This is a genomic window from Anoxybacillus dikiliensis (assembly GCF_050613275.1).
Classification (GTDB): Bacteria; Bacillota; Bacilli; order Bacillales; family Anoxybacillaceae; genus Anoxybacillus.
The window spans coordinates 584572-610745 of the sequence record NZ_CP187112.1 but is presented as its reverse complement, the minus strand read 5'-3'; the positions used below and the strand labels follow the sequence as shown (position 1 = coordinate 610745).

The window sequence follows — 26174 nt, the reverse complement described above, 5'->3', positions numbered from 1 at the left end:
CAATGGATGCAAACCGTTGATACGATAAGGGAAAACGACGTTGACGACTCTTCATCAAGTAGGTGAATGCGATGAAAGATTTCCCGATTCGGTTTGTATTGACAGATGAAGCGATTACTCCAAGTGCTGGGCTTGCTCTCGTGGGCTACTTACTGCACCAAACGAAGCTGGATAAACGAGTAAACGCCCTTCGGCTCCCAACGGTTCGTCGAGATGTGCACATTTCCCATAGCGACGTCATTCGCTCGATGATCGGCTTGCTTGCCACAGGAAAAACGGATTTTGATCATATCGAAGCGTATCGTCAGGACGATATCTTTTCGACATCAATGGGCATTCGGCACGTACCTTCCTCCCCAACGTTGCGACAGCGTCTCGATCAGCTCGCTTGTCTTCCGATGACCGAAACCATCATTTGGGAGGAATCGATGCGTCTGTTGGTTCGACAACACGCTACCTTGTCCCCTTGTTGGGCGAAAGGGAAAACGACATGGCTTCCCCTTGATATAGATGCTTCCCCATTTGACAACTCCGATACGAAGAAAGAAGGAGTGAGTCGAACGTATAAAGGATTTGACGGTTTTACGCCGTTGTTTGCGTACGCAGGGAAGGAAGGGTATATCGTTCATGCCGAGCTGCGTCCAGGGAAACAACATGTACAAGACAACATGCCTTCGTTTTTAACTACCGCCATCCGTCGAGCTCGTCCGCTGACCTCGTCTCGTCTGCTTGTCCGCATGGATGCAGGAAACGATGCGGAAGCGAATGTGCACGTATGTCTAAAGGAAGACGTGGACTTTGTCATCAAGCGAAACTTACGCCGAGAATCGAAAGCGCTTTGGTTCCAGATCGCTTCGCAAAAGGGCAGACGCGTCGATGATGGACAAACCGAAGGAGTACAAGCGTATGAGTTATGCCTTCCACAGACCGCAGCAATCGATGGACACACGTATACGTACGTTCAAGTCACCCAAGTGACGGAACGAACGATGGAACGAAATGGACAGCTGATGCTCGTTCCTGATTACGAAGTCGAAAGCTACTGGGTGCGGCTCAAAGGATACGAGCATGTTCGAATGAGCGATGTGCTCGCGTTGTATCATGACCATGCGACATGCGAACAGTTTCATAGCGAACTGAAAAGCGACTTAGATTTAGAGCGACTTCCATCAGGGAAGATGAAAACGAATGCGCTCGTGTTAGTCATGGGAGCATTCGTGTACAACCTTCTTCGTCTGATTGGACAAGATCTATTAAGCGATCCGAGACATCCATTACATCATAAAGTGAAACGCCGCCGCATCAAGACGATCATTCAGACGGTGATCACGATGGCAGGTCGACTCGTCCGCCGATCACGACAGATCTGGATGAAACTGACGCGAAGGAGTGGCTATAGCGAGCCCCTTCTGAACATTTACATAAAATGGAGAGAAGGAGCATAACGAACGATTGTTCGCAATTCTGTACTCATCCTAACCCTCTGTCCTTTTTTGTTTTTTCTTTGGTTTATATACCTAAAAAAGATATTTATTTCATTTCTGAGAGTGAAGATGACATCTGTTTTAAACATAAAAAGGGAATAGTGGATCACGCATCCATAAAACCAGCAAAAAAGTCAAAGTCGATGTCAATCCATCACGGATTCAGGATTTATTATTATACCAAATTATTTTTAAAAGTCTAGTATTTCTGAAAATTTTTTTGATTTGAAAGACCATAGTCATCAGCCTTAATATTCATTTGTTGAGGTATTTTTCTCATTATAGGATAGGATAACCAATAAACGGAAATTGATAATAGCGCGACACTTCCCAAACCGTATATATTATCAATACCTATAGTGCTAGCCAATGTTCCTCCAATGAATGATCCTATAGGCACAAACAAGGCTGTGATACTTGAATACCAGGCGAAAACCTTTCCTATCATGTCTTCTGGAATTAATCCTTGCAATGTAGAAGTTATTAATATATTTACAGAGCTAATTGGAATAAACGCTAATCCAAAAAATAAAACGGTAAAGACAGGAGATTGTATCCAGTAAGAAAGAAACCACGCAACTGAAGATATCAAGAAACCAATGATGGTAAATAAACCTAAAGGATATTTTGAAAAGAAATTCGAGAGAAGTGCCCCCACTAGCATTGCTATTGACATAGTCGCTAAAAAGTAACCATAGTACTTTTCTCCTCCTATATTAAGAGAGAATTCAGGCATAATAGCTGTTATCATCCCAAATATGAAATTCACAATAGCTAAAGGGAAAATTATTTTAGGAATAATCGAATTCATAATAAATTTTCTTCCTAAATTTAATTCTTTAAGATATTCATTAATTTTAAATTTGAAAGTATTTTCTTCCAATTTTTTTTGTTTCTCTGCTTGAGAAAGCTTTAAGCTTCTAAATAATAAACAGGCCACAATAAAAGTGAAAACATTAATTATAAATATATTAATTGCACCTAAATAGGATATTAGCAATCCAGAAATACCTATAAGAATAATGTCCGTTCCTTGATATGCAAATGTCATTAATGAATTACCGGAAACAAGATCTTTATTTTCTAAAATTTTTGGTATTGCAGACTGTTGTGCCGGATAAACAATTTGCTCAATACATGTAGCTAAGAACATTACAATAATTACTAGCCACACGTTCAAAAATCCTAGAAAATATGAAATGGGGACTAGAGAGATAAGAATAGCTTGAAGTAACTGAGTATACACCATTATTGATTTTAACTTCCATTTATCAACCAATGGACCAACAAGAAATTCAAACATAGAAGGTAATAATATTAATGCACCTGCAATACCGGTATAAAATGAGCTTTTAGTTAGTTCAAAAACTAACCACATAGATGCAACACTATAGATACTATCACCTATATTAGTAACAAAGCGACCCCAAAATAAAAACAGAAAATTTTTATTTTTTAGCACACTCAACAAAATAACCACCACCGTTAAAAAATTTTTTAATGTAAAAAGAAGTTTATAACGTTTGATTTCATTTGTCAACACAATTAAGATGTTAATAGGTTAAATGAATGAGGAGGGTTAGCTATGACAGATGATTCTTTGGATGTAGGGAAAATAATATTTGATTCTAAGACACATAAGATATTAAATCACTTGAATAATGATGAATTATCTATAAAAGAACTCGCAGAACGACTAGATGAGCCACCATCTAATTTGTATTATCCTATAAAAAAGCTCTTAGAGTTTGATTTGATAAAAGTGAGTAGAGAAGTTAGAAAAAAAAACATAATTGAGAGGTATTATAAATGCAATAATAAATATAAAAATCTTTTATCAATTGAAGGAGATATTATTGAATATCACTATGATGATCTTATCAAAACAGTAATGTTGGAAATCAATAAATCTTTTAAAAATTTACAAAATGATATACAATACAAAAAATTAAGTAATTACGAATCAACAGTAGAATTTAGTTTTGTAGAAAAAAAAATAAAGTATGACACATGGAAAAAATATAATGAGTTGATTAGGGATTTAATTGATAATATACCTGAAGAGGATGGTGGAAACTACTATAGGTTTGTCATTACAGGATACAAAGTCTAGTAGACTGTAATCTTAAAAAAATTAACTATTAAAATATAATACAAGAAGACAAGTTTACATAAAGGGAAGCTTGTTTTCTTGTTATGTTTTTTTCTATTTGTATTTCAATTAACTTGGAATTCTTTCGATTCTGGATTCACATAGACCCAAATGTAAAATGAATAGTAACTATTCACTCCGATAGTAGTATGTAAAGATGCGCAACACAAATAGGGCATCCCCGTAATAGAAAATGCCCTAAGTGGTAGAAAGAACGCGATCAAGCGTGTCACCCGTCAACAGAAGACATAACGAGTCCCACACGTTTTTTTCGTGTTTCGTCAGTGTGGAAACGATGCTTCTTGTGATACAAAAAGACTGGGCGAATGTTTCGTCACAAAACGTGCCCGAGATGTTCTCTTTCACTTTGACCATGCGAAGATCTCGCTCGGCTTGGTTATTGTCAAAGGGAACATGCACTTCACATAAGAAACGCAGCGCTTCTTCCTTTCGTTTTTGAAGGCGTCGAACAAAAGCGAGTGCTTTTTTCGGAAGAGGCGTCTTCGCTTCCAATCGGTGTTGTGCTCTTTCTAGGATGCGATCATACACTCGTTCCCACCGTTTCGCTTATTCTTCGGAAAGTGCACCGTGATGCGCTTCGACGGCTTGCTTGGCGGCTAACAGAAACGTGGTCATGCGCATCGCCCACGTATGCCCTTGTTCGATGAATCCTTTTAACTCACGCAAATGGTGGGCATGACAAAGGGCATGGGTGGCATGTGTGTATTTCGGATACGTACCGAACGCATCGTGCATCATCGTCCCTTCATATCGGGGAAGAATCCCGATATCATCGGTCGCTTTTTTTCCACGAGAAGCGTGAGAAGCCAAGTATGTATATCTCGATGTACACGCGACATGCACCCATGCGAGTTTCCCATTGATGCGCAAACTCGTTTCATCGACATGCAAGATGTTGGATTCAAGTAAGGCGTCTTCGATGATGTCCATATTTGATTCCAGCGATTCGCGTCCTCGTTTCACCATATTGGCAAGGGTTCCTGTACTAATCGAGTGTTGATATAACGCTTCGATTGTATCACTTAAACGCTTGTAAGGGATCAATTGGATATGATGTAAATAAACAGCGAGCGCCGTGAGCCGTGGACCGTATTGCACATGATTCGTGACATGTGATGGGAATTCGGCTTGTTGAACACATCGACAATGCGGACATGATTTCACTTCACGTTCATGTTGTGTCACCTCGATCGCCACAGGAGGGACATCAAACACTTGACGGATATCGACTTTGAACGGTTTGACTTCACGCAAAGAAGCCCCACATCCTTGACACGTATGCACACGGTGGACGACACGATGATGTGGATGTTCCACTTGACGGAGCGTCGTTCCTTGATGTCCTTCTTGTCCGCCTGGCTTGTTGCCAGATGGTTGACGAGAAGAACGTGTGTTGGCAAAACGGTCAGAAGATGGGGGCAAATGGCTATTGGAGCTGTTTTTTTTCGTGCGTGCTTCCAGCTCTTGAACGCGATACTTGAGTTGTTCATTTTCTTTGCGTAGCTGTTTGTTTTCGTGACGCAAATGTTCATTTTCTTGAACGAGTTGATGAATGAGCTGTTTTTGTTGTTGAACTTTGCCGATTAAGCCCTCAACTGTAAATACAGCTTGTTGTACCGTCAACATGCGATTCACCTCCTTGTCTATCAATATTCACATCATAGACAGGAAAAGCAAAAAATATTCAGCTCACCTTATGATGTGGCTGAATAGTTACACGAATTAATTCGTAAAGGTTTAGAAATCTCTGAAAATCATAGCAAGCATTTGCTTATGTGCCATTTGATATTTGTTTGTAAGTATCGAAAAAAGTTATTAATAAAAAAGAGGAGAAATTTTCTCCTCCCAACCGCTAATAAAACATAACGATGACAAGTGCAAAATAAACAGCGTTGACGATTTCATAAATCCCTACTTTTTTAATTGACATCGCTTTCCCATAAAAGTACATCGCACGCAAGCCGCTCGGCACGTAAGCGAGTGCCAACCAGCCATGTCGCGCGGCGATGCATGCGACAATAAGCCCGATGTGAAATACCCAAGATGCCCATTTATACCGCGGATTGTTTTTTTCACGAATCATCGTTTTCACATAAAATGTGCTTCCGATGAAGAAGAAAACGGAGGCAGCAAATAAAAAGAACGCTTTTTCATCGATTGCTCCCGTTCCGAGATAATAGCTTCCTACACCGCCGAGCGAAAAGTTCATAATCGCCGCCACATCGTTTGTAAACGAGCGCTCTTTTTTCTTTTTCGCAAAATACATATTTACGACAAAAAACGGAATCATGGCTAAACCGAAATACAAAAGCGTCGGCTCGTAAGCAAGCGGAATCGCGACAAAGACGAGCGCGATAAACATATATATGGCAAACCATTGTTTATGACGAGCGGTCGCTTGCTTTTTGATCATTAATGTCCATATATATGTGGCTAAATAAAGAAAAAACCATGCGACAAATAACGGAAAATGAAGCCACGTCGCTTGGCCGATGTCGATGCCGAATAAAAATGGGATGATTAACATCGCCCATGCACCATGCTGTTTTGGAATGACCATGCTATCTCCTCCTCATGTTTGATTGTACCATCTCCCTCCTCTCTTTTTTGTGATCGACATCACATATTTTTATAAATGTGTGACAAACCATTGAACCGTTTGTAAAAATGCCTCACGCGTCACTTTATGTCCCGCATGTTCATCAATAAGCATCATAAGCGGTTGATGGAACGGCTCAATTTGTTTGTAAAACGCGTATGTATAATCAAACGGGACGACATCATCTTGCTTTCCGTGCCAAATGAAAAGGGGACGGCCGTTTAATTTTTCCGGCTGCAGCGATAAATCATATGTTGTTAATGTGTTGCGCAACGCAGCGAGCTGCTCGTTTGACAGCGGCAAAGACATGCCTTTTCGCTCGGCAAATTGCAGCTGCAAGTCAAAAAACGTTCGATAGCACGGACTCCCCATGAGCGAACCAGCGACGCGAATCCACTCATATTGCGTTAACGCCCCAAACGTCACGATTCCTCCCATCGATGTCCCAACGACGCCAATACGATTCGGATCAACAAGCTTTCGTTCGACGAGTTCATTTTTTATATCATCTAGCTCGCGAATGGTCGTTAATACAATATCCCAAAATGATAAATGAAGCTCATCGTCAGAGAGCTGATTCGGACGTTCCCCATGATACAGCGCATCCGGCAAAATGACGCGATATCCGGCTTCGGCAAGCAAATAGCCGAAATGAAGATTATGTTCTTTTGCGCTCGTAAATCCATGAATAAACATGACAAGCGGTCGCATATGATGAATATCATCACCTTTTACAACGTGCAAACAAGGAACGTTTGCGATTGTCTCGCGAATAATCGTTACCATCTTCTCATCTCCCTTGTTATCTTTTAACATTATATTACCATATAGACAAGTTTTTTGGAAAAACGATACACTAAAAGAGTAGAACATTTTAATGAAAAGGGGAACAAATCATGGACAAACATTTAATTGCGCTTGATTTAGACGGTACATTATTGAGAGAAAATAAAACCATTTCCGAACGTACATACGATGTGATTCAAAAAGCAAAACAAGCCGGACATATCGTCGTCATCGCGACAGGACGTCCGTACCGCGCAAGCAAAATGTATTACGAACAATTACAATTAACGACGCCAATCGTCAATTTTAACGGGGCATTCGTCCATCATCCAAAAGATGATCGCTGGGGGATGTATCATACGCCGCTTCAGTTAGAAACGGTAAAAGAAATTATTGACGTCAGCCGAAAATATAACGTGCGCAACATTTTGGCCGAAGTGATGGACGATGTATATTTCCACGAACATGACGAACAGCTACTTGACTTATTTAATTTAGGAGATCCAAACGTGTATGTCGGAAATTTGCACGATATTTTGAGGAAAGACCCAACGAGCATTTTAATTTTATCGGATGAACAAAACGTTGCACGCATTCGCACATATTTATCGGAAGTTCATGCGAACGTCATCGACCATCGAAGTTGGACAGCCCCATGGCACGTCATTGAGATCGTCCGCACTGGCATCCATAAAGCGTTTGGGCTTGAAAAAGTTGCTTCTTTCTATGGCATTCCACGCGAGCGAGTGATTGCTTTTGGCGATGAAGATAACGATATCGAGATGTTAAAATGGGCTGGATTAGGCGTAGCGATGGGCAATGCGATCGAGCAGCTCAAAGCAGTCGCAGATGATGTCACAAAAACGAATGAAGAAGACGGTATCGCCGTTTATTTGCAATCGTTATTAAAGTTATAAAAAATTCCCTCACGTATTGTCGAGCAAACATGAACAAACTATCATCGACGCCATATGCGTCATAAGCAGCAAACAAGGGGGAATGTCGTGTGGGCAAACGAAATAAATCGAAACGGTTTATTCAACAAGGTGCTGACGCTGTTTATAAACATGATGAGCGCATTCCGTATCATATGACGTATGAAGAAGCGGAACAACGCAAAGCAGAAAAAGCGGATCATGCAAACCTTGGGGGATTTTAATATGGGCAATCCGTTATTTCAACAAGCGAAAAAAGCGGTCGCTAAAGCAAAAGAAGAGCGTACTGAACGTGCCATCGCTGTGGCGAAAAATACACTTTCGTCCGCCTTTGCCAACGCCAACGATGCCGAACGAAAACAGCTGCACGACTTGCAAGACGAACTTGATACATTGTAAAAGCTGCGCCTCGTGCGCAGCTTTTACTCTTTTCGGAAAAAGCCGACAACTTCTGTCGTTTGCATAATGTTCGTGAACGCTTTCGGATCGACTTCTTTAATGATCCGCTTTAAATCGAACAACTCATAGCGCGTAATGACGATCATAAGCATATCTTTATCTTCGTTTAAAAATGCCCCTTTCGCCGGAATAACTGTAATGCCGCGAATCATTTGCGACTTAATTGCTTGCTTCATCTCTTCCCCTTTTGTCGTAATAATGAGCGCAGTTAATTTTTGATGGCGCGTATGAATCGCATCAATGACGCGCGTCGTCACATATAACGTCACGAGCGTATATAACGCCTTTTCCCACCCATACATATATCCAGCTGTTAAAATAATAACGGAGTTTAACGCAAAAATATACGTCCCGACCGAACGATCATTGACGCGCGACAATACGAGCGCGATAATGTCTAGTCCGCCGGTTGACGCCCCCCATTTCAACGTCCAGCCTGTTCCGACGGCCGCAATCACCCCACCGAACACGGCGTTCAATAAAATGTCTTCGGAAAGCGAACGGACGGGAATGATTTCAAGAAATAACGACATAAACACAACGCTTAAAAAGCTATAAAACGTAAACGATTTCCCGACCTTTTTCCATCCTAAAATGGCGACAGGAATGTTAAACAAAAAGAGCAATAAACCTGTCGAAATCGCATACGGCGTATAGTCGCCAACGACTTTAGAAATGAGCTGGGCAGCCCCAGCGAATCCGCTCGTATATACGTTGGCTGGAATTAAAAATAAATTCATGCCGATCGCGTTTAATAAGCCCCCGATAATGACGACAAATAATTTTTTTACGTCCACAACACATCCTCCTACAAAGCGATAAGATTGTTTTTTTTCATAATAATCGCTACACTTAAAATAAGTACATACATAGGGGTGATTGAAATGAATATTAAAATTATAGCGGATAGCGGGTGCGATTTGCCACTTTCTTTTATACAAGAAAAACAAATTGCTTTTTTGCCGTTAGCTGTTCATATAAACGACAACGACTACGATGATCAACTGACCATCCGACCAAAACAAGTGTACGATGCGATGCGCGCAGGCGATGTACCGAAAACATCGCAAGCGAAACCTTCACAAATGGAAGAGCTATTTACGACGCTAGCGAAAGAGCGCGTACCTGCCATTTATATCGCCTTCTCTTCCGCCTTGTCAGGCACATATCAAACGGCGGTCATGATTCGAAACGAAGTGCTTGAACAATATCCGGACGCGAAACTAACCGTCATCGACTCGAAATGCGCATCGCTCGGGCTAGGGCTTGTCGTCAAAAAAGCAGTTGAGCTCGCTGAAAGCGGCACGGCGTACGAAGACGTCGTAGCGACGATTGAGACGTATTGCCGTCATATGGAACATATTTTTACTGTCGATGACTTGCAATATTTGGCGCGCGGCGGGCGCGTCAGCAAAACGGCAGCGTTTGTCGGCGGAGTATTAAACATTAAACCACTTCTTCACGTCGAGGATGGAAAATTAATCCCGATTGAAAAAGTGCGTGGACGGAAAAAAGTGTTGAAACGAATGGTCGAGTTAATGCAAGAGCGCGGAGCGGACGTTCAAAACCAACTGATCGGCATTAGCCACGGCGATGATGAACAAACGGCGCTCGAATTAAAAGCGATGATTGAAGAAACGTTCGGTTGCAAACAGTTTTTCATTTCTGACATCGGCGGCGCCATCGGAGCGCATGCCGGACCGGGAACGATCGCCCTCTTTTTCTTGAATAAACAGCTTGAGCATTGATTACACTACCCGATAAAGGGGTGACGAAGCGATGACAAGCGACAACGATAAAAAAGCAAAAGACAATAACGCCAAACGACATGAAAAAAATATGGAGCGCGAAAAAAACCGCCAAGCTGGCAAGCGCGCCTACTCAAAAGAAACGAATCATTTGTAAACAAAAAAAGATGCTCGCGCGGAGCATCTTTTTTACTTCATTTGAAACTTCGCCATCATTTGTTGTAAGTCGTCTGTCAGTTGGCGCAATGTCGTCACTTTTTCCCCCATTTTTTTGAACGCCTCTAACTGCTCGACCATTGACGCAGCAATTTGTTCGCTACCTGCTGCGGATTGCTCAACGACCGCGCTAATGCTTTCAACGTTTTGTAAAACGTTTTTGCCAAGTTCTTTTGATTCGTTCATGCCGACGACAAGCGTTTGAATATCTGTCGTAATATGATGAACTTTATTTTCAATTTGTGCAAACGCCTCCGTCGTCGTTTCAATCGCTTTCGCCTGCGCTTCGGCAATGTCGACCCCACGACGAACCGCTTCTGTCACATTCGTTAAACCAGATTGAATGAGTTGTACCATTTCAAAAATTTGGCTTGTCGCTTTCGATGATTCTTCTGCAAGCTTGCGCACTTCTTCCGCAACGACGGCAAATCCTTTCCCTGCTTCTCCTGCGCGCGCCGCTTCAATCGCCGCATTTAACGCAAGCAAGTTCGTCTGCGTGGCAATATCAGCAACCGCTTTAGCCATATCTTCAATTTTGCTTGCATACGTCGCAAACTGTGCAGTTGATTGTTCAATCGAAGCGGTCGCTTTTGCGTTTTCATCAATAAACGCTTTTTGTTCAGCTAGCGCAGCTTGGCCATGCGTGATCGCTTCCACCGCCTCATCGCTATAACGAGCTGTTTGTTCGGTGCGTGCGACATTTTGTTGCACCGTTTGTTCCATTCGCTCAATGAGCTGCACCGCGCTTTGCAAGTCTTCCGAAATACTTTGTGCCCCTGCCGACAATTCGTTCGTTGATACAGCCACTTGGTTATTAATTTCTGTTAACGTCTTCGTTTCTTCATCAATTTCTTTCGCAAACATCTCGACTTGCTTGCTTGCCGTATCGACCGACTGAAGCAATCCGTTCAACTGATTTGCCATCGTTGTAAAAGCTTCATTTAAATCGGCCAGCTCGTCTTTTCCATTATACTTTACAGGCTCAATGCGCAAATTGCCGTTCGCAATTTGTTTTGCGTTTTCAGCAATTTTTCGCAACGGCGTCGACATTTTTTGTGTTAAACGCACCCCGCTAAACCCAGCAAACAATAGCACAATCGCGATCGCAATAAGCGAAATCGTAATGACTTGTTGGATTTGGCTTTGCAATTGTTTTTGCATATGTTCGTAATACTCGTTTACATACGTATTTACGACATACACATCGTTTAATACCCCTTCGGCACGCATCGACTGGCGGCGAATTTCCGCCACATCGTGCGCATCAAGCGCCGCTTTTGATTCGTTTGCTAGCGCAGTAAATTTGTTATTTGCTTGTTCGAGTGAAGAACGAACATACGGCTCAGTCAATCCTTTATTTAATGCGCCTAGCAACTTTTCCGATTCTTCCAAATGAACGATCACTTCTTGCTTATTTCCTTCTGTCGGACTGTAAGCATAGTTGCTTAAACTTTGCTTCGTCGCCTTCAATTCCGCCTGCAAATGTTGTGCTTTCATCATGAGCGGCACAAAATCTTGATTCGACGATTGAATCGAAAGCATATTCATAATAATAAATACGATAATGGCACCCGCAATAATTGGCATTGCTAATGAGTGAAATAACAATCGTTGTTTAATCGTCATCATATTCCTCCTTTATTTTGCGATGCCGTTTGTCGCTTGTTCTTTCCATTTTTCTAGCGTTTCCTGTTGTTCTGGACTAAACGCCACGACGCGAATCGGCGCTAAATCGACGCCGTTTTCTTTTAACCCTAGTTCAACCGTTCCTTTTGGCACGTCTTTCTTTTCGACATATTGTTTAATGACCGTATATAACGCGACGTCGACATTTTTTAACATCGATGTGACGACTGCTTTTTCCGCATAAAAATATTGGTCGCTATCGACACCAATCGCATATTTTCCGTTCATCTCTGCTTCGCGCAATACGCCAACACCTGTAAATCCGGCGGCAGCATACAGCACATCTGCCCCATCGGCAATCATTTGTTTCGCAATTTGCGCGCCAAGTTTATCATCGCCGAAGTTGCCTGCATACACTTCTTGCACATTCGCTTCCGGTCTAACTGCTTTTACCCCCTTGGTAAAGCCGTTTGCAAATTTGCGAATAAGGGGAACATCTGCCCCTCCGACAAAACCGACATTGTTCGTTTTCGTCAACATACCAGCAACGACACCTGCCAAAAAGCTTCCTTCATCTTCTTTAAACGTAATCGATGTAATGTTTGGCAGGTCGGATACCGCATCAATTAATATAAATTGCTGTTTCGGATATTTTTTCGCGACTTTTTCTAAATCTTGCTGCACCATAAATCCTAATCCGATGACGAGATCGTTTCCTTCTTCAACAAGCTCCGTTAATCCTTTTTCATACGTCTCGGTTTCTTTTAACTCACGATAATCAAAAAAAATACCAAGCTCATCGCGCGCTTTCATAAGCCCTGTAAACGCTGAATCGCTAAACGATTGATCCCCTAGTCCGACATCTGACAACATAATACCGATTTTGACACGTTCTTTCGGTTGAAATGAACTCGTTTGTGAACACCCAGCGGCAAGCAATAACACGAATGCCATCATGAGTGAAATTATTTTTTTCATAAAATTTCCTCATCTCCTTATCTTTCATTCAAATCCCACTTCGTTTATTATATCGACAACAATCGACATTTTGTTTACTTTTTATATATAAAGATTTTGTAAAGTTGTTCATATGTCAACAATCGACTATAATGGAAGCACAATATTTGTTTGAGGTGATCCATATGTCAAAAGAAAGTTCATTTGATATCGTATCAAAAGTCGATTTGTCGGAAGTGACGAACGCCGTCAACATCGCGCTAAAAGAAATTCAAAATCGCTACGACTTTAAAGGGAGCAAAAGCGACATTTCGCTTGAAAAAGACGAGCTTATTCTTATTTCCGACGACGAGTTCAAACTAGAACAACTGAAAGATGTGCTTATCGGAAAGCTTATTAAACGAGGTGTACCAACGAAAAACATTCAATACGGAAAAGTAGAACCTGCTTCAGGCGGAACGGTACGCCAACGCGCGAAACTCGTCCAAGGCATCGACAAAGACAACGCGAAAAAAATTAACACAATCATTAAAAATACAGGTTTAAAAGTGAAAAGTCAAATTCAAGAAGACCAAATTCGCGTCAGCGGCAAAAGTAAAGACGATTTACAAAAAGTCATCGCCGCCATTCGCGAAGCAGACTTACCGATCGACGTCCAATTCGTCAACTACCGTTAAGAAGGCTATGCGCCTTCTTTTTTCTTTTCTCAAATAAAATAGTTGAATATTTCTAAAAAATCAGTTACATTTATGAGTAACTTCATACACATCATCTTATCGAGAGAAGGGGAGGGACTGGCCCGATGAACCTTCAGCAACCTGACGATCGTCAAGGTGCTAAGTCCAGACAAGCGATTCGCTTGGAAGATAAGAAGGAGCGTGCAACGTCTTCTTCTTATGGAGAAGGCTTTTTTATTTGAAAAAGAAACGGAGGAATGGACGTGGGATTGCTAGACGATTTAAAAGAACGCATCGTCATCGCCGATGGAGCGATGGGAACGTTATTATATGCGCACGGCATCGATCGTTGTTTTGAAGAATTAAATGTGACAAAGCCTGAGGAAATCGTCCATATTCACGAAGCATATATCGATGCAGGGGCTGAAGTCATCCAGACGAATACGTACGGAGCGAACTATGTCAAGCTCGCTCGCTACGGCTTGCAAGATGACGTCAAACAAATAAACGAAGCAGCCGTTCGGCTCGCTAAGCAAGCAGCGAAAGGACGCGCCTACGTGCTCGGTACAATCGGGGGACTGCGCAGCACAAATAAAAGCACGATTTCTCTTGGAGAGGTGAAACGAACATTTCGCGAGCAGCTGTACGTGTTGTTAAACGAAGGCGTTGATGGGCTCCTGCTTGAGACGTATTACGATTTTGAAGAACTGCAAACCGTTCTTTCCATCGCTCGTAAAGAAACGACGTTGCCACTCATCGCCCACGTCACGTTGCATGACATTGGCGTCTTGCAACATGGGATCCCGCTTGCTGAGGCACTTCATCAATTAGAGCAACTTGGCGCCGATGTCGTTGGATTAAACTGCCATCTTGGCCCGTATCATATGTTGCGCTCGCTTGAAGAAGTGCCGATTCCAACACGCGCCTTTTTATCGGTGTACCCAAACGCAAGCTTGCCGCAATATCGCGACGGACGGTTCGTTTATGAAACGAGCGAACAATATTTTGAAGAAACAGCGCGCGCCTTTCGCGATCAAGGGATTCGACTCATCGGCGGATGTTGTGGAACGACGCCGAAACATATTTCTGCCATCGCCCGCGCCCTGTCCGATCGCACGCCTGTATATGAAAAGAAAGTAAAACAACGGCATACAGTCGTCGTGCAAGAAACGGAACGGGCGAAAGAACCTTCCTTAGCCGACATCGCTCGCACGCGCCGGTCGATCATCGTCGAGCTCGATCCGCCAAAAAAGCTCGGCTTGACGACATTTTTGGAAGGCGCAAAAGCGCTGAAAGAAGCGAACATTGATGCCTTAACGCTCGCCGACAACTCGCTAGCAACACCGCGCATTAGCAACGTCGCTGTCGGAACGATCGTGAAACAACAGCTCGGCATGCGGCCGCTTATTCACATCACATGCCGCGACCGCAATTTAATCGGCTTACAGTCGCACTTAATGGGCCTTCATACGCTCGGCATGACCGATGTGCTCGCTTTAACAGGCGATCCGTCTAAAGTAGGCGATTTTCCGGGAGCGACGTCCGTCTACGATTTATCATCGTTTGACTTAATTTCGTTAATTCGTCAATTTAACGAAGGGCTTTCGTATTCTGGAAAACCGCTCGGACAAAAAACGAACTTTTCCATCGCTGCGGCCTTTAATCCGAACGTACGCCATTTAGATAAAGCGGTGAAACGGCTAGAGAAAAAAATTGAATGCGGAGCGCACTATTTTTTAACGCAGCCGCTATATAGCGAAAAACAAATTGAAGACGTATACGAGGCGACAAAACATTTATCGACGCCAATTTACATCGGCATTATGCCGCTTACAAGCGCACGCAACGCCGACTTTTTGCACCATGAAGTGCCGGGCATTACCCTTTCCGATCACATTCGTGCGCGCATGGCTGCTTGCGCAAACGACCCTGTCCAATCGACAAAAGAAGGGTTAGCGATTGCAAAAGCGCTCATCGATGCGGCGTTCGATTTATTCCAAGGCATATATTTCATTACACCGTTTTTACGCTACGATATGACGGTCGAACTCGTTCGCTACACGCACGAAAAAGAGCGGCTCAAAAAAGAAAGGACGGTTTACCATGGCTAGTTTACTCGAACAGCTCGAAAAGAAAATTTTAATTATTGACGGCGCAATGGGAACGATGATTCAAGCGGCCAACTTAACAGCGGATGACTTTGGCGGTGAAGCGTACGAAGGATGCAATGAATATTTGACGATCACCGCTCCAGAAGTCATTGCCCACATTCATGAAGCTTATTTTGAAGCGGGTGCGGACATCGTCGAAACGAATACGTTTGGCGCAACGAGCATCGTATTAGATGAATACAATCTCGGACATATCGCCCTTGAGTTAAATATCGAAGCGGCAAAGCTCGCTAAGCGAATCGCGGAGCAATATTCAACGAGCGATTGGCCACGCTTCGTTGCTGGCTCGATGGGACCGACGACGAAAACGTTATCTGTCACAGGCGGAACGACGTTTTCTGAACTTGTCGCCGCATACGAACAACAAGCGCGCGGACTATTACTTGGCGGCGTCGATCTTCTTTTATTAGAAACGTGCCAAGATACGTTAAACGTCAAAGCCGCTTTTCTTGGTATAACGGAAGCGTTTAAAACGGTCGGAAAACAAGTGCCACTCATGATTTCAGGAACGATTGAACCGATGGGCACAACGCTTGCCGGGCAGACGATCGAATCGTTTTTTATTTCGATTCAACATATGAAACCATTTGCCGTCGGCTTAAACTGTGCAACCGGTCCAGAATTTATGACCGATCATTTGCGCTCGCTCGCCTCCCTCGCCAATACAGCCGTCAGCTGTTATCCAAACGCCGGGCTTCCTGACGAAGAAGGATGTTATCACGAAACGCCAAACATGCTCGCGAAAAAAATTCGCCAATTTGCCGAAAAAGGATGGTTAAACATTGTCGGCGGCTGTTGCGGTACGACACCTGAACATATTCGCGCCATCGCTGAAGCCGTTCGCGACATTCCACCGCGCGTCATTCCGAAACAGTTTCCGATGCATGCCGTCTCTGGCATTGATGCGCTCGTTTACGATGAAACGATGCGCCCGCTTTTCGTCGGCGAGCGAACAAACGTCATCGGTTCGCGCAAATTTAAGCGGCTCATTGCGGAAGGAAAATATGAAGAAGCGGCAGAAATTGCCCGCGCTCAAGTGAAAAACGGGGCACACGTCATCGACATTTGTTTAGCCGACCCAGATCGCGACGAAAAGAAAGATATGGAACAGTTCATCCAACAAGTTGTGAAAAAAGTGAAAGTGCCGCTCGTCATCGACTCGACAGACGAAGACGTCATCGCCTGCGCTTTATCGTACTCACAAGGAAAAGCAATCATTAACTCCATTAACCTAGAAGATGGCGAAGAACGATTCGAAAAAATTGTTCCCCTTCTCCATCAATATGGGGCGGCTGTTGTTGTCGGCACAATTGACGAACAAGGAATGGCGATTGATGCAAAACGAAAGCTTGACATCGCCCTTCGCTCGTACGATTTGCTCGTCAACAAATATCATCTTTCGCCGCACGACATTATTTTCGATCCGCTCGTATTTCCGATCGGTACGGGGGATGAGCAATACATTGGCGCAGCAAAAGAAACGATCGAGGGCATTCGCCTCATTAAACAACATTTGCCTAACTGTTTAACGATGCTCGGCATTAGTAACGTTTCGTTCGGCTTGCCGCCCGTCGGACGCGAAGTGTTAAACTCCGTCTTTTTATACTATTGCACGCAAGCAGGACTCGATTATGCGATCGTGAATACGGAAAAATTAGAGCGGTTCGCTTCTATTCCAGAAGAAGAAGTGCGCTTAGCGGAGGCGTTGTTATTTAACACAAACGACGAAACGTTAAACGCATTTATTCAATTTTATCGCGATAAAACGAAGCAGCCGAAGCAAACAAATACAAATATGACGCTAGAAGAGCGGCTTGCGACATACGTTATTGAAGGAACGAAAGACGGGCTCATGGAAGACTTAACGCTCGCCTTACAAACGTACAGCCCGCTCGACATTATTAACGGGCCGCTCATGAACGGAATGGATGAAGTCGGTCGTCTATTTAACGATAACCAGCTCATCGTTGCAGAAGTGTTGCAAAGCGCGGAAGTGATGAAGGCGGCGGTCGCTTTTTTAGAGCCGTACATGGAGAAAAACGAAACGAGCGTCAAAGGAAAAGTGTTGCTGGCAACAGTCAAAGGCGATGTGCACGACATCGGCAAAAATTTAGTCGACATCATTTTAAGCAACAACGGCTTTCATGTCGTCGATTTAGGCATTAAAGTGACACCGCAACAGCTTATTGAAGCGGTGCGACGCGAGAAGCCGAGTATGATCGGATTATCTGGGTTGCTCGTGAAATCTGCACAACAAATGGTACTTACCGCACAAGACTTAAAACAAGCTGGCATTTCGTTGCCGATTTTAGTCGGCGGCGCCGCTTTATCGCGCAAGTTTACCGATACAAAAATCGCACCCGAATATGATGGCATCGTTTTATACGCCAAGGATGCGATGGAAGGATTGACGCTTGCCAACCGCATCGTCCAACAAGACATTTCTTATGAGAAAAAAGAAAAAACGAAACAAACAATCGAACGGCAAAGCGCGGTCGCTGTCATGACAAAATCAAATGTGAAGCGGGCACCGATTTACGTTCCGATCGATACCGAGCGACATATATTAAAAGACATTCCGCTTGCACATATTGAACCGTACGTCAATTGGCAAATGCTTCTCGGACACCATCTCGGTTTAAAAGGAAACGTGAAAAAGTTGCTATTGGAAGGAAACGAAAAGGCGATCATGTTAAAAGCGTTAATCGATGAACTGCTCGCTCAAGCAAAACAAACAAAGTCGCTTTCGCCGAAAGCGGTATATCAATTTTTCCCAGCCAGAAGCGACGGTGATACGGTCATTATTTATGACCCACATGATCAACAAACGGTCATTGAAACGTTTACGTTTCCGAGACAAACGAAAGCGCCATATTTATGTTTAGCGGATTACCTTTCTGACGAACAAGTCGACTACGTCGGGCTATTTGCTGTGACGGCCGGGGCAGGTGTGCGCGATCTCGCCCAACGCTTTAAACAAGAAGGACAATTTTTAAAAAGCCACGCCATTCAAGCGTTAGCACTTGAACTAGCGGAAGGATTAGCGGAACGCGTTCATCAAATTATGCGCGACCGTTGGGGCTTTCCTGATTCGCCTGATTTTACAATGGAAGAACGGTTTGCGGCGAAATATCAAGGACAACGTTTCTCGTTCGGCTACCCTGCTTGTCCGAATCTCGAAGACCAAGAAAAGCTATTCCGCCTTTTACGACCGGAGGACATTGGCATTCATTTAACAGAAGGATATATGATGGAGCCGGAAGCATCCGTATCCGCCATCGTCTTCGCCCATCCGGAAGCGAGATATTTTAACGTGTTGTGAAAAAGCTGACTTTGATCAGCTTTTTCACACAATACGATCGGGCAAATAATATTCACATGCTAGCTTTTTAAAATCTCTTTCATTCCATGTGACGACCGCTTGTACGGTAGGAGAATGTTTCATAAGTGAACTAAGATAAGCATCCGCAAAGTCAACCCGATACTTTCCATAACTCGCTATCGCTTGCAGCACAACTTCTTTATCGATCGTTTTTATACATGGGGCCTCAACAAGCTGTGTTAAGCGTTCAGCTATTTCTTCTTTCCGATAACCGTAACGTTTTGACTCAAGAACCCAACAACATTCTGCAATCACTAACGGATGTAGTACAAACGACAGTTCTCCGTTTACCGCCTTTTCGAATAATCGATAAGCAATTGGTGATTGGATTTTATCATCGTTAGTTAAAAAGCGAACAATTACATTTGCATCTAAAATGTACATCGTTCATCTTCTTTCTTCTGCTTGCTAGCGAGCCATTGTTCTTTAGCTTCTTTTCGAATGTCCTCCCAATTCATCTCTCCTTGTTCTCGCTTTGGTGGCATGCTTCCAAATAGCGATAGCAACGAATCTTTCTTTCTTACTTTCAACGTTACTTCTTGATTTTCGCCATAAACAAACACAACTTGATCGCCCGGTTCTGCTCCAAGCCATTCTCTCACCTTCGTCGGAATCGTCACTTGATGTTTCGAAGAAAGCGTCGACGCATAAACATATGTGTTATTTTCCATCGTATCCCCCCAAATATTCTTTACTTTTATTTTATCTTTACATTATTCGAGGGTAAAGATGAAATAACGAATCATCTACAAATCAATCCCTTTGATCGCATGAACGCCCTTTCCATAATAATGTTTCACTTCTTTCATTTCCGTCACTAAATCAGCAAGTTGAATGATTTCTTCTTTTGCCCCTCTTCCTGTCACAACGACATGCGTATGCGCTGGCTTATTTGCCAACGTATACACAACATCTTGAAGCGGCAACACATCATCGATCGGAAACGACGTAATCGCTAACGCAACATTTAATTCGTCTAAAATGACAACATCGTATAAACCAGATAACACATGTTGTTGCGCAAGCGCCCACCCTTTTTGTAGAGCTTGGCGATGTTCTTCTGGCGTTTTCGTCCATGTGAAGCCAACCCCTGTTTGATGCACGTCAATGCCGAGCTGCTGCAATATTTTCGCCTCGCCATATGGACGGTGCGGCGACTTAATGAATTGAATGACGACCACTTTTTTTCCATGCCCCGCTGCGCGAACGGCAAGGCCGACCGCTGCAGTTGTTTTTCCTTTTCCATCCCCTGTGTAGACGATCACCATATTTCTTCCACCCACTTTAACTTGTCATGTAATTGTACAACATCGCCAACGACAATGATGGCCGGGGAAGAAAAGTTGTTCTCCTGCACGAGATGGACGATCGTTTGCAACGTACCAACAACCGTTCGTTGCCTTGTCGTCGTTGCCCATTCGATGACTGCCACAGGCGTCTGTCCATCTTTCCCATGACGTTGCAGTTGTTCAGAAATGTAAGCGATATTTGCCATCCCCATATAAAATACGATCGTATCTGTCGCTTGACTTAATGCATCCCAGCGAATGCGATCGCGCTCTCCGCTTTGATGTCCAGCGATAAACGTCACCCCGCCAGCGTAATTGCGATGCGTCACAGGAATGCCAGCGTATGCTGGCGCAGCCACACCAGCTGTCACCCCGGGGACAATTTCATACGGAATGCCGTGTGCCCGTAGATGTTCCGCCTCTTCCCCGCCGCGACCGAACATAAACGGATCGCCACCTTTTAATCGAACGACCGTCTTTCCTTGCAACGCATGTTCCACAAGCCAATCATGAATTTGTTGTTGAATGTTTCCATGCTTTCTCGGCTCTTTGCCGCAATATAAAAGCTCTGTTCCTTCTTTCGCGTAAGTCAACAGCTGTGAACTTACAAGACGATCGTAAATAACGACATCCGCCTTTTCGATACATTCGCGTCCATATACGGTAATGAGCTTCGCATCTCCCGGACCTGCTCCAACAATATATACTTTTCCTTTATGCATCATGATCGCTCCCTGTTGATACGTTAGCAGATGAAAATGTCGCCATGTGCAACATCGACACCGCCATATGGACGAGCGGAAACGCTACCGCGGCTCCGCTTCCTTCACCGAGGCGCATACGCAAATCAAGAAGCGGCTCTTTATTCAACAGCTCAAGAGCGATGCGATGCCCTGGCTCTTGCGACCGATGCCCCGCAATCATATAATGAACGACACGCTCGTCCAGTCGTTCAGCAATCAACGCGGCAACCGTACAAATAAAACCGTCAAGCAAAATCGGAACGCATCGCTCTGCTGCCGCCATCATCGCCCCTGCCATCGCCGCAATTTCAAACCCTCCGATTTTTGTCAATAAATCCATTGGATCAGATGGATTTGGTTGATGAAGCATAAGTGCTCGTTCGATAACTCTTTGTTTATGCTTGAACATCTCATCATGAATGCCTGTCCCTCTGCCGACAAGCTCAGCGACGCTTCGCCCGCTCATCGCTGCTAACAATGCACTTGCCGTTGTCGTATTGCCGATTCCCATCTCTCCAACGATGAGACAGCGAATGCCGCGATCGATCATGGCATTCGCTTGGCGGTATCCTGCTTGTACGGCTTGCTCTGCTTCTTCTTTTGCCATCGCTTGTTTATAAGCAAAATTGTTCGTTCCATACGCCACTTTTTCATTGATGACGTTTTCTTCATGTATATCAACCGCAACGCCAACATCGACAACTGCAAACGTAGCACCAATTTGTTTGCTAAATACGTTAATTGCCGCCCCACCACGCACAAAATTGAGCACCATCTGCGCCGTTACTTCTTGTGGATATGCAGACACCCCTTCTTTCGCGACGCCGTGGTCGGCTGCAAATACGAGCACGCCCGGCGGTGTCACACGTGGAAACCGCTCCCCAGTCATCTTCGCAATCTCGATGGTGAGTTCCTCCAGTTTTCCGAGACTACCGCGCGGCTTTGTTAATTGATCGATATATTGGCGCACTTCTTCTCCGATTTGTTCATAAAGCATCATTGCTCCCCCTTTGAAATTCAATCATTTTTCGTTCAATCGTTCTCACATCGGCATGTTTTTCGACGCAATCTGCTAGTTCGTCAAACGCTTCGTTTCGCAATTGCCGATAAAGCGGTCGCTCGATAGGTGATGAATCATGCTTTTTTCGCCGTACATCATTTAACAAATAATGACGAAACGCATCGTTATGAAATAAGTCATGCATATACGTTCCGATGACACGTTCATCTTTCGTTTTGCATCCATCTGTTTTCCCACCCATAAAAATGAGCGGTTCACCTCGTTTCACATTTGAACGTCCCATATGAATTTCATAACCTTTTACGTGGAACGTTTCGCCTTTAAACGTTAATATCCCTTCACATAACACTGTCGTTTTTTCGCGAGCAAGCGTCGTCTCCATCGGCAATAAACTTAATCCGTCGATCTCATCAAGCGGTGTTTCGACATGACAAGGGTCTTTGATGCGCTCGCCAAGCATTTGATACCCCCCACAAATGCCGATGATCGTTACATCCGTTCGTTCGTATAAGCGGCGGATAGCAGAAAATAGACCCGTTTCTTTTAAAAAACAAACGTCTTCGATCGTATTTTTACTTCCAGGCAAAACGAGTATATCAGGCTCACCTAACATAGCATGATCGTTCACGAGCCGCACGGAACAATCTGATTCAGAAAAAAATGGATCGATATCTGTAAAGTTCGACAGGCGTGGATATTGAATAACTGCGATATCAATTACCTTCGTCTCATCTTTTTTCGTCGCATAACGGGAAAGCACGACCGAGTCTTCGGCATCGATGCGCATATGCATATACGGGACAACGCCAAGCACCGGCACGCCTGTATATTGCTCAAACCAATGCAAACCGGGCTGAAGAAGCGAAAGATCGCCGCGAAATTTATTAATGATCACCCCGATGACGCGTTTCCGATCTTCTTCCTCCAATAGTTGCAACGTACCAACTAAACTCGCAAACACCCCTCCGCGTTCAATATCGCCAATTAGCACGACAGGGGCATTTGCCATGCGGGCGATGCGCATATTCACAAGCTCGCGATCATTTAAATTCACTTCTGCAGGACTTCCTGCTCCTTCAATGACAATGCGATCGTATTGTTTCATCAATACATCAAGCGACTGTTGAATAATGTTCAGTCCCGTATGAAAAAACTCGGTTCGGTACGTGCTCGCTTTCATATTTTCGTACGGTTTGCCGTGCACGACAATTTGCGCTTCTTGGTCGCGGCTCGGCTTAATTAAAATCGGGTTCATATGCGTCGTCGCCAACACGCCTGCCGCTTCCGCTTGAACTCCTTGTGCACGTCCAATTTCTTTTCCGTCAATCGTCACGTACGAATTAAGCGACATATTTTGCGATTTAAACGGCGCCGTCTTCCAACCGTTGCGCGCAAAGATGCGGCAAAAAGCGGTCGCGATGACGCTCTTTCCGGCATCCGAATGCGTTCCTTGAAACATAATCGGAAGCGCCTTACGCATCTCCCTTCACCTCGCTACATGCGTTCAGCCATCGCTCAACAAGCAAAGGATTGGATGGAAAATAAAAATGAACGTAGCCGGCAATAAGACGTTTATCCATATAGCCATCTAATTTACATCCTCGCAACCCTTTCACTTCATATGCAAACTTTTCTTCTTCGCGTGGGACAAACGTCGAGTAATGAAATTCATGCCCTTTTGCTTTGTCATATTCAAGCAAAAAGTTCCCCTTTCGTCCCGTCACTTCGCGATATCCGAGCGCAGCGAGCATTTGCTGCATGCGTACGTATCCTGGGATGACACCGACCATCTCGTAATATTGTCCATCTGTAGTCGCAATCCCTTCCGTTAAATACATAAATCCTCCGCATTCTGCAAGGGTAGGTAAACCACGATAAATTGCTTCAGCAACTGACCGTTTTACTTCCTCATGGCGCGCCAATTCCGATGCAAATTCCTCTGGAAATCCTCCTCCAATATATAAACCGTGAGCGTCATGTGGAACACGTTCACCTGCAAGTGGCGAAAAATAAACGAGCGTCGCCCCATACGCCTGAAGCATCTCTAAATTTTCTTCGTAATAAAAATGAAATGCAGCGTCTTTCGCCACAGCAATGCGCACATCGTACGTTTGCTTCGGCTGAAAAAATGGTGCGCTTGTCAGCTCATTCGCCTCCGCTAAATCCCATATGGCATCTAAATCAACCGTTTCGGACATTCGCTTGCCAAGTTCATCAAAAAACGGCTGAAGTTCTCCCCGCTCGACAGAAGGAACGAGCCCTAAATGACGCTCTGGGATCGTCAAGTCGTTCTCTTTTTGTAAATAACCGACGACAGGAATACGGCATTGTTGTTCAATCGCCTCTTTAACGAGCCGAAAATGCCCTTCACTTCCGACACGATTCGCGATCACCCCAACGATGCGAACGCGCTCATGAAACGATTGAAACCCGCGCACGACAGCCGCTGCACTTCGCGCCATCCCTGAACAGTCGACAACTAACAACACCGGGCTTTCCGTCATCATACTAATTTCTGCGGTCGATCCTTCATTTGTCGTCGCACGCTTTCCATCAAATAGCCCCATGACCCCTTCGATAATGGAAAGATGTGCCCCTTCGCTTCCCCGCTTGCACACATCGCGTACAATTTGTTCATTTCCCATCCAACTATCTAAATTGCGGGAGCGCCTTCCCGTCACCGCCGTATGATACGTCGGATCAATGTAATCCGGCCCACATTTAAAACCTTGAACAACATATCCCCGCTGTTTGAACGCGCTCATTAAACCGAGCGTCACCGTCGTTTTTCCAACTCCGCTCCCCGTGCCAGCCACGACAATTCGCCTCATCGCCCTCCCTCCCATAGCGCAACGGAAATCGTGACGTTTCCGCTTTTTTTCTTTGTTAAAACGAGCTGTTGTTGTCCGCTATATCGCTTAGCGGCCGGTTCGCTTACCCCATATGCCCCCGTGTAACGAAACACCGTTTCCGACGGTTCATCGATCGGAACGTCGTTTAATTGTTCGGGCGTATAAAAAATAAGCGGCCACCCATATTTGTTTGCGACGGCTAATAAACCTTCTTCATCTTTTTTCAAATCAATCGTACATAACGCTTTCACGCTTTTTAGCGAAAAACGAAGTTGTTGCAACGTATCGCAAATGACTTGTTCAATTTCTCTTGCGCTTGTTCCACGATTGCACCCGATGCCAATAACAATCACTTTCGGACGATATAACACCCCGTTTTGTAAAATCGCTTCTTCCTCTTTTTCAAGCAAGCGATGCGTAACAATAAGCGCCGCATCCGGCTTCGCTTCAAGCGCCTCAGCAATCGAAGCATATGACCGAATGTTCGCTGGCAGCGGTGCATCATACGTCCACCAATTGCGCTCGCCTGATTCTTGTACAATCGCGACATGTTGCTCATTGACAACCGCAGCACTCACAGGCGTCAATTTGTTTTCATTTTCCCATTCCCATCCGAACGAGCGACCAAATAAATCAACCGCAATCGTTTGTTGCACATCAGATGCGGTTGTAATGACTGGACGGGCATGCAGCAATGCCGCTACTTGGCGCGTTAATTCGTTTGCCCCACCTAAATGGCCGGACAACACACTAATGACATGCTCCGCTTTATCATCAATCACGACAACGGCAGGATCTGTTTTTTTATCTTTTAACAGCGGAGCAATCATGCGCACGACGGCACCGAGCGAAATGATGAGAATGAGTCCGCGATACGTCGCAAACCATGTTGCCAAATGAACACGAACGTTTCCTGAAAATAAACGAATCCCTTTCTGCTCTTCGTCACCTTTGGCAAACTTATCCGTATAATAAATGTCCGCATCAGGAAGTTTTTCGTGCAGTTTTCTCGCTATTTCTACCCCATGCTTCGTAATGGCTACAACCGCATACATC

Annotated in this window: 24 protein-coding genes, 1 pseudogene and 1 riboswitch; of the genes and pseudogenes, 10 read left to right on the top strand and 15 right to left on the bottom strand. The window is 44.3% G+C overall.

Annotation, left to right across the window (positions count from 1 at the left end):
• Nucleotides 1-71: 71 nt before the first annotated feature.
• A complete protein-coding gene (locus tag ACPF7I_RS03275) occupies nt 72-1445 on the top strand; it encodes an IS1380 family transposase (RefSeq protein WP_430744853.1) in 1374 nt (457 codons plus the stop codon).
• A 238-nt stretch (nt 1446-1683) separates the two neighbouring features.
• Here the strand turns inward: ACPF7I_RS03275 and ACPF7I_RS03270 are convergent, their stop codons facing one another.
• Complete coding sequence (locus ACPF7I_RS03270; protein ID WP_244149319.1) at nt 1684-2946, bottom strand: MFS transporter; 1263 nt, start codon at nt 2944-2946, stop codon at nt 1684-1686.
• A 123-nt stretch (nt 2947-3069) separates the two neighbouring features.
• Here ACPF7I_RS03270 and ACPF7I_RS03265 point away from each other — a divergent pair, with 123 nt between their 5' ends.
• Complete coding sequence (locus ACPF7I_RS03265) at nt 3070-3597, top strand: winged helix-turn-helix domain-containing protein (protein WP_091705257.1); 528 nt, start codon at nt 3070-3072, stop codon at nt 3595-3597.
• A 237-nt stretch (nt 3598-3834) separates the two neighbouring features.
• On the opposite strand, the pseudogene tnpC reads toward ACPF7I_RS03265, so the two are convergent.
• From tnpC to ACPF7I_RS03250, 3 genes and pseudogenes are all read right to left on the bottom strand, one after another.
• Nucleotides 3835-5283 (bottom strand): annotated as a pseudogene (gene tnpC / locus ACPF7I_RS03260) (IS66 family transposase).
• Nucleotides 5284-5509: 226 nt separating this feature from the next.
• On the bottom strand, nt 5510-6217 hold the full coding sequence (locus ACPF7I_RS03255; protein WP_430744855.1) for a YwiC-like family protein: 708 nt from the start codon (nt 6215-6217) through the stop codon (nt 5510-5512).
• A gap of 69 nt (nt 6218-6286) precedes the next feature.
• Complete coding sequence (locus ACPF7I_RS03250; RefSeq protein WP_430744857.1) at nt 6287-7042, bottom strand: alpha/beta fold hydrolase; 756 nt, start codon at nt 7040-7042, stop codon at nt 6287-6289.
• A gap of 110 nt (nt 7043-7152) precedes the next feature.
• Here ACPF7I_RS03250 and ACPF7I_RS03245 point away from each other — a divergent pair, with 110 nt between their 5' ends.
• The 3 genes from ACPF7I_RS03245 (at nt 7153) to ACPF7I_RS03235 (ending at nt 8376) form a co-directional block, all read left to right on the top strand.
• A complete protein-coding gene (locus ACPF7I_RS03245; RefSeq protein WP_430744858.1) occupies nt 7153-7959 on the top strand; it encodes a Cof-type HAD-IIB family hydrolase in 807 nt (268 codons plus the stop codon).
• Nucleotides 7960-8048: 89 nt separating this feature from the next.
• Nucleotides 8049-8201 carry a hypothetical protein gene (locus tag ACPF7I_RS03240; protein ID WP_219985559.1) on the top strand — a complete coding sequence of 51 codons (153 nt, stop codon included), beginning with the start codon at nt 8049-8051 and terminating at the stop codon, nt 8199-8201.
• 1 nt (nt 8202) lies between these two features.
• A complete protein-coding gene (locus ACPF7I_RS03235) occupies nt 8203-8376 on the top strand; it encodes a DUF3813 domain-containing protein (protein WP_430744860.1) in 174 nt (57 codons plus the stop codon).
• Nucleotides 8377-8399: 23 nt separating this feature from the next.
• Here ACPF7I_RS03235 and ACPF7I_RS03230 read toward each other — a convergent pair whose 3' ends face one another.
• Nucleotides 8400-9233 (bottom strand): YitT family protein, encoded by an 834-nt coding sequence (locus ACPF7I_RS03230; RefSeq protein ID WP_430744861.1) that lies wholly within the window; start codon nt 9231-9233, stop codon nt 8400-8402.
• Nucleotides 9234-9320: 87 nt separating this feature from the next.
• Between ACPF7I_RS03230 and ACPF7I_RS03225 the strand changes: the two genes are divergently transcribed.
• Both ACPF7I_RS03225 and ACPF7I_RS03220 read left to right on the top strand, forming a co-directional pair.
• Nucleotides 9321-10184: a DegV family protein gene (locus ACPF7I_RS03225; RefSeq protein ID WP_219985562.1), complete on the top strand. Its 864-nt coding sequence runs from the start codon at nt 9321-9323 to the stop codon at nt 10182-10184.
• A 31-nt stretch (nt 10185-10215) separates the two neighbouring features.
• Complete coding sequence (locus ACPF7I_RS03220; RefSeq protein WP_003395443.1) at nt 10216-10341, top strand: DUF3941 domain-containing protein; 126 nt, start codon at nt 10216-10218, stop codon at nt 10339-10341.
• Between the two features lie 32 nt (nt 10342-10373).
• Here the strand turns inward: ACPF7I_RS03220 and ACPF7I_RS03215 are convergent, their stop codons facing one another.
• Nucleotides 10374-12029 carry a methyl-accepting chemotaxis protein gene (locus ACPF7I_RS03215; RefSeq protein WP_430744862.1) on the bottom strand — a complete coding sequence of 552 codons (1656 nt, stop codon included), beginning with the start codon at nt 12027-12029 and terminating at the stop codon, nt 10374-10376.
• A gap of 9 nt (nt 12030-12038) precedes the next feature.
• Nucleotides 12039-13004: a BMP family lipoprotein gene (locus tag ACPF7I_RS03210; protein WP_430744863.1), complete on the bottom strand. Its 966-nt coding sequence runs from the start codon at nt 13002-13004 to the stop codon at nt 12039-12041.
• A gap of 164 nt (nt 13005-13168) precedes the next feature.
• Here ACPF7I_RS03210 and ACPF7I_RS03205 point away from each other — a divergent pair, with 164 nt between their 5' ends.
• The 3 genes from ACPF7I_RS03205 (at nt 13169) to metH (ending at nt 19153) form a co-directional block, all read left to right on the top strand.
• The gene (locus ACPF7I_RS03205; RefSeq protein ID WP_003395448.1) at nt 13169-13660 is read left to right on the top strand and encodes a YajQ family cyclic di-GMP-binding protein; all 492 of its coding nucleotides are present in this window, start codon (nt 13169-13171) and stop codon (nt 13658-13660) included.
• 93 nt (nt 13661-13753) lie between these two features.
• Nucleotides 13754-13856: riboswitch (SAM riboswitch) on the top strand.
• A 67-nt stretch (nt 13857-13923) separates the two neighbouring features.
• Complete coding sequence (locus tag ACPF7I_RS03200) at nt 13924-15771, top strand: bifunctional homocysteine S-methyltransferase/methylenetetrahydrofolate reductase (RefSeq protein WP_430744864.1); 1848 nt, start codon at nt 13924-13926, stop codon at nt 15769-15771.
• On the top strand, nt 15764-19153 hold the full coding sequence (gene metH, locus ACPF7I_RS03195; protein WP_430744866.1) for a methionine synthase: 3390 nt from the start codon (nt 15764-15766) through the stop codon (nt 19151-19153). The genes ACPF7I_RS03200 and metH overlap by 8 nt, the downstream gene beginning before the upstream one ends.
• Nucleotides 19154-19177: 24 nt before the next feature.
• On the opposite strand, the gene ACPF7I_RS03190 is transcribed toward metH, so the two are convergent.
• The 8 genes from ACPF7I_RS03190 to ACPF7I_RS03155 all read right to left on the bottom strand — a co-directional run bounded on the left by ACPF7I_RS03190 (nt 19178) and on the right by ACPF7I_RS03155 (nt 26173).
• Nucleotides 19178-19597 (bottom strand): PIN domain-containing protein, encoded by a 420-nt coding sequence (locus ACPF7I_RS03190; protein ID WP_219985567.1) that lies wholly within the window; start codon nt 19595-19597, stop codon nt 19178-19180.
• The gene (locus ACPF7I_RS03185; RefSeq protein WP_219985568.1) at nt 19585-19884 is read right to left on the bottom strand and encodes an AbrB/MazE/SpoVT family DNA-binding domain-containing protein; all 300 of its coding nucleotides are present in this window, start codon (nt 19882-19884) and stop codon (nt 19585-19587) included. Before ACPF7I_RS03185 ends, ACPF7I_RS03190 begins: the two co-directional genes overlap by 13 nt.
• Before the next feature lie 75 nt (nt 19885-19959).
• Entirely contained in the window at nt 19960-20481 is a 522-nt protein-coding gene (cobO, locus tag ACPF7I_RS03180) for a cob(I)yrinic acid a,c-diamide adenosyltransferase (protein WP_430744868.1), read from the bottom strand.
• The gene (cobA, locus tag ACPF7I_RS03175) at nt 20475-21224 is read right to left on the bottom strand and encodes a uroporphyrinogen-III C-methyltransferase (RefSeq protein WP_430745986.1); all 750 of its coding nucleotides are present in this window, start codon (nt 21222-21224) and stop codon (nt 20475-20477) included. Before cobA ends, cobO begins: the two co-directional genes overlap by 7 nt.
• Nucleotides 21217-22242: a nicotinate-nucleotide--dimethylbenzimidazole phosphoribosyltransferase gene (gene cobT / locus ACPF7I_RS03170; RefSeq protein ID WP_430745987.1), complete on the bottom strand. Its 1026-nt coding sequence runs from the start codon at nt 22240-22242 to the stop codon at nt 21217-21219. The genes cobA and cobT overlap by 8 nt, the downstream gene beginning before the upstream one ends.
• The gene (locus ACPF7I_RS03165) at nt 22232-23746 is read right to left on the bottom strand and encodes a cobyric acid synthase (RefSeq protein ID WP_430744870.1); all 1515 of its coding nucleotides are present in this window, start codon (nt 23744-23746) and stop codon (nt 22232-22234) included. The genes cobT and ACPF7I_RS03165 overlap by 11 nt, the downstream gene beginning before the upstream one ends.
• Nucleotides 23739-25097 carry a cobyrinate a,c-diamide synthase gene (locus tag ACPF7I_RS03160; RefSeq protein WP_430744872.1) on the bottom strand — a complete coding sequence of 453 codons (1359 nt, stop codon included), beginning with the start codon at nt 25095-25097 and terminating at the stop codon, nt 23739-23741. Before ACPF7I_RS03160 ends, ACPF7I_RS03165 begins: the two co-directional genes overlap by 8 nt.
• A complete protein-coding gene (locus ACPF7I_RS03155; protein WP_430744873.1) occupies nt 25094-26173 on the bottom strand; it encodes a cobalt-precorrin 5A hydrolase in 1080 nt (359 codons plus the stop codon). Before ACPF7I_RS03155 ends, ACPF7I_RS03160 begins: the two co-directional genes overlap by 4 nt.
• Nucleotide 26174: the final 1 nt, after the last annotated feature.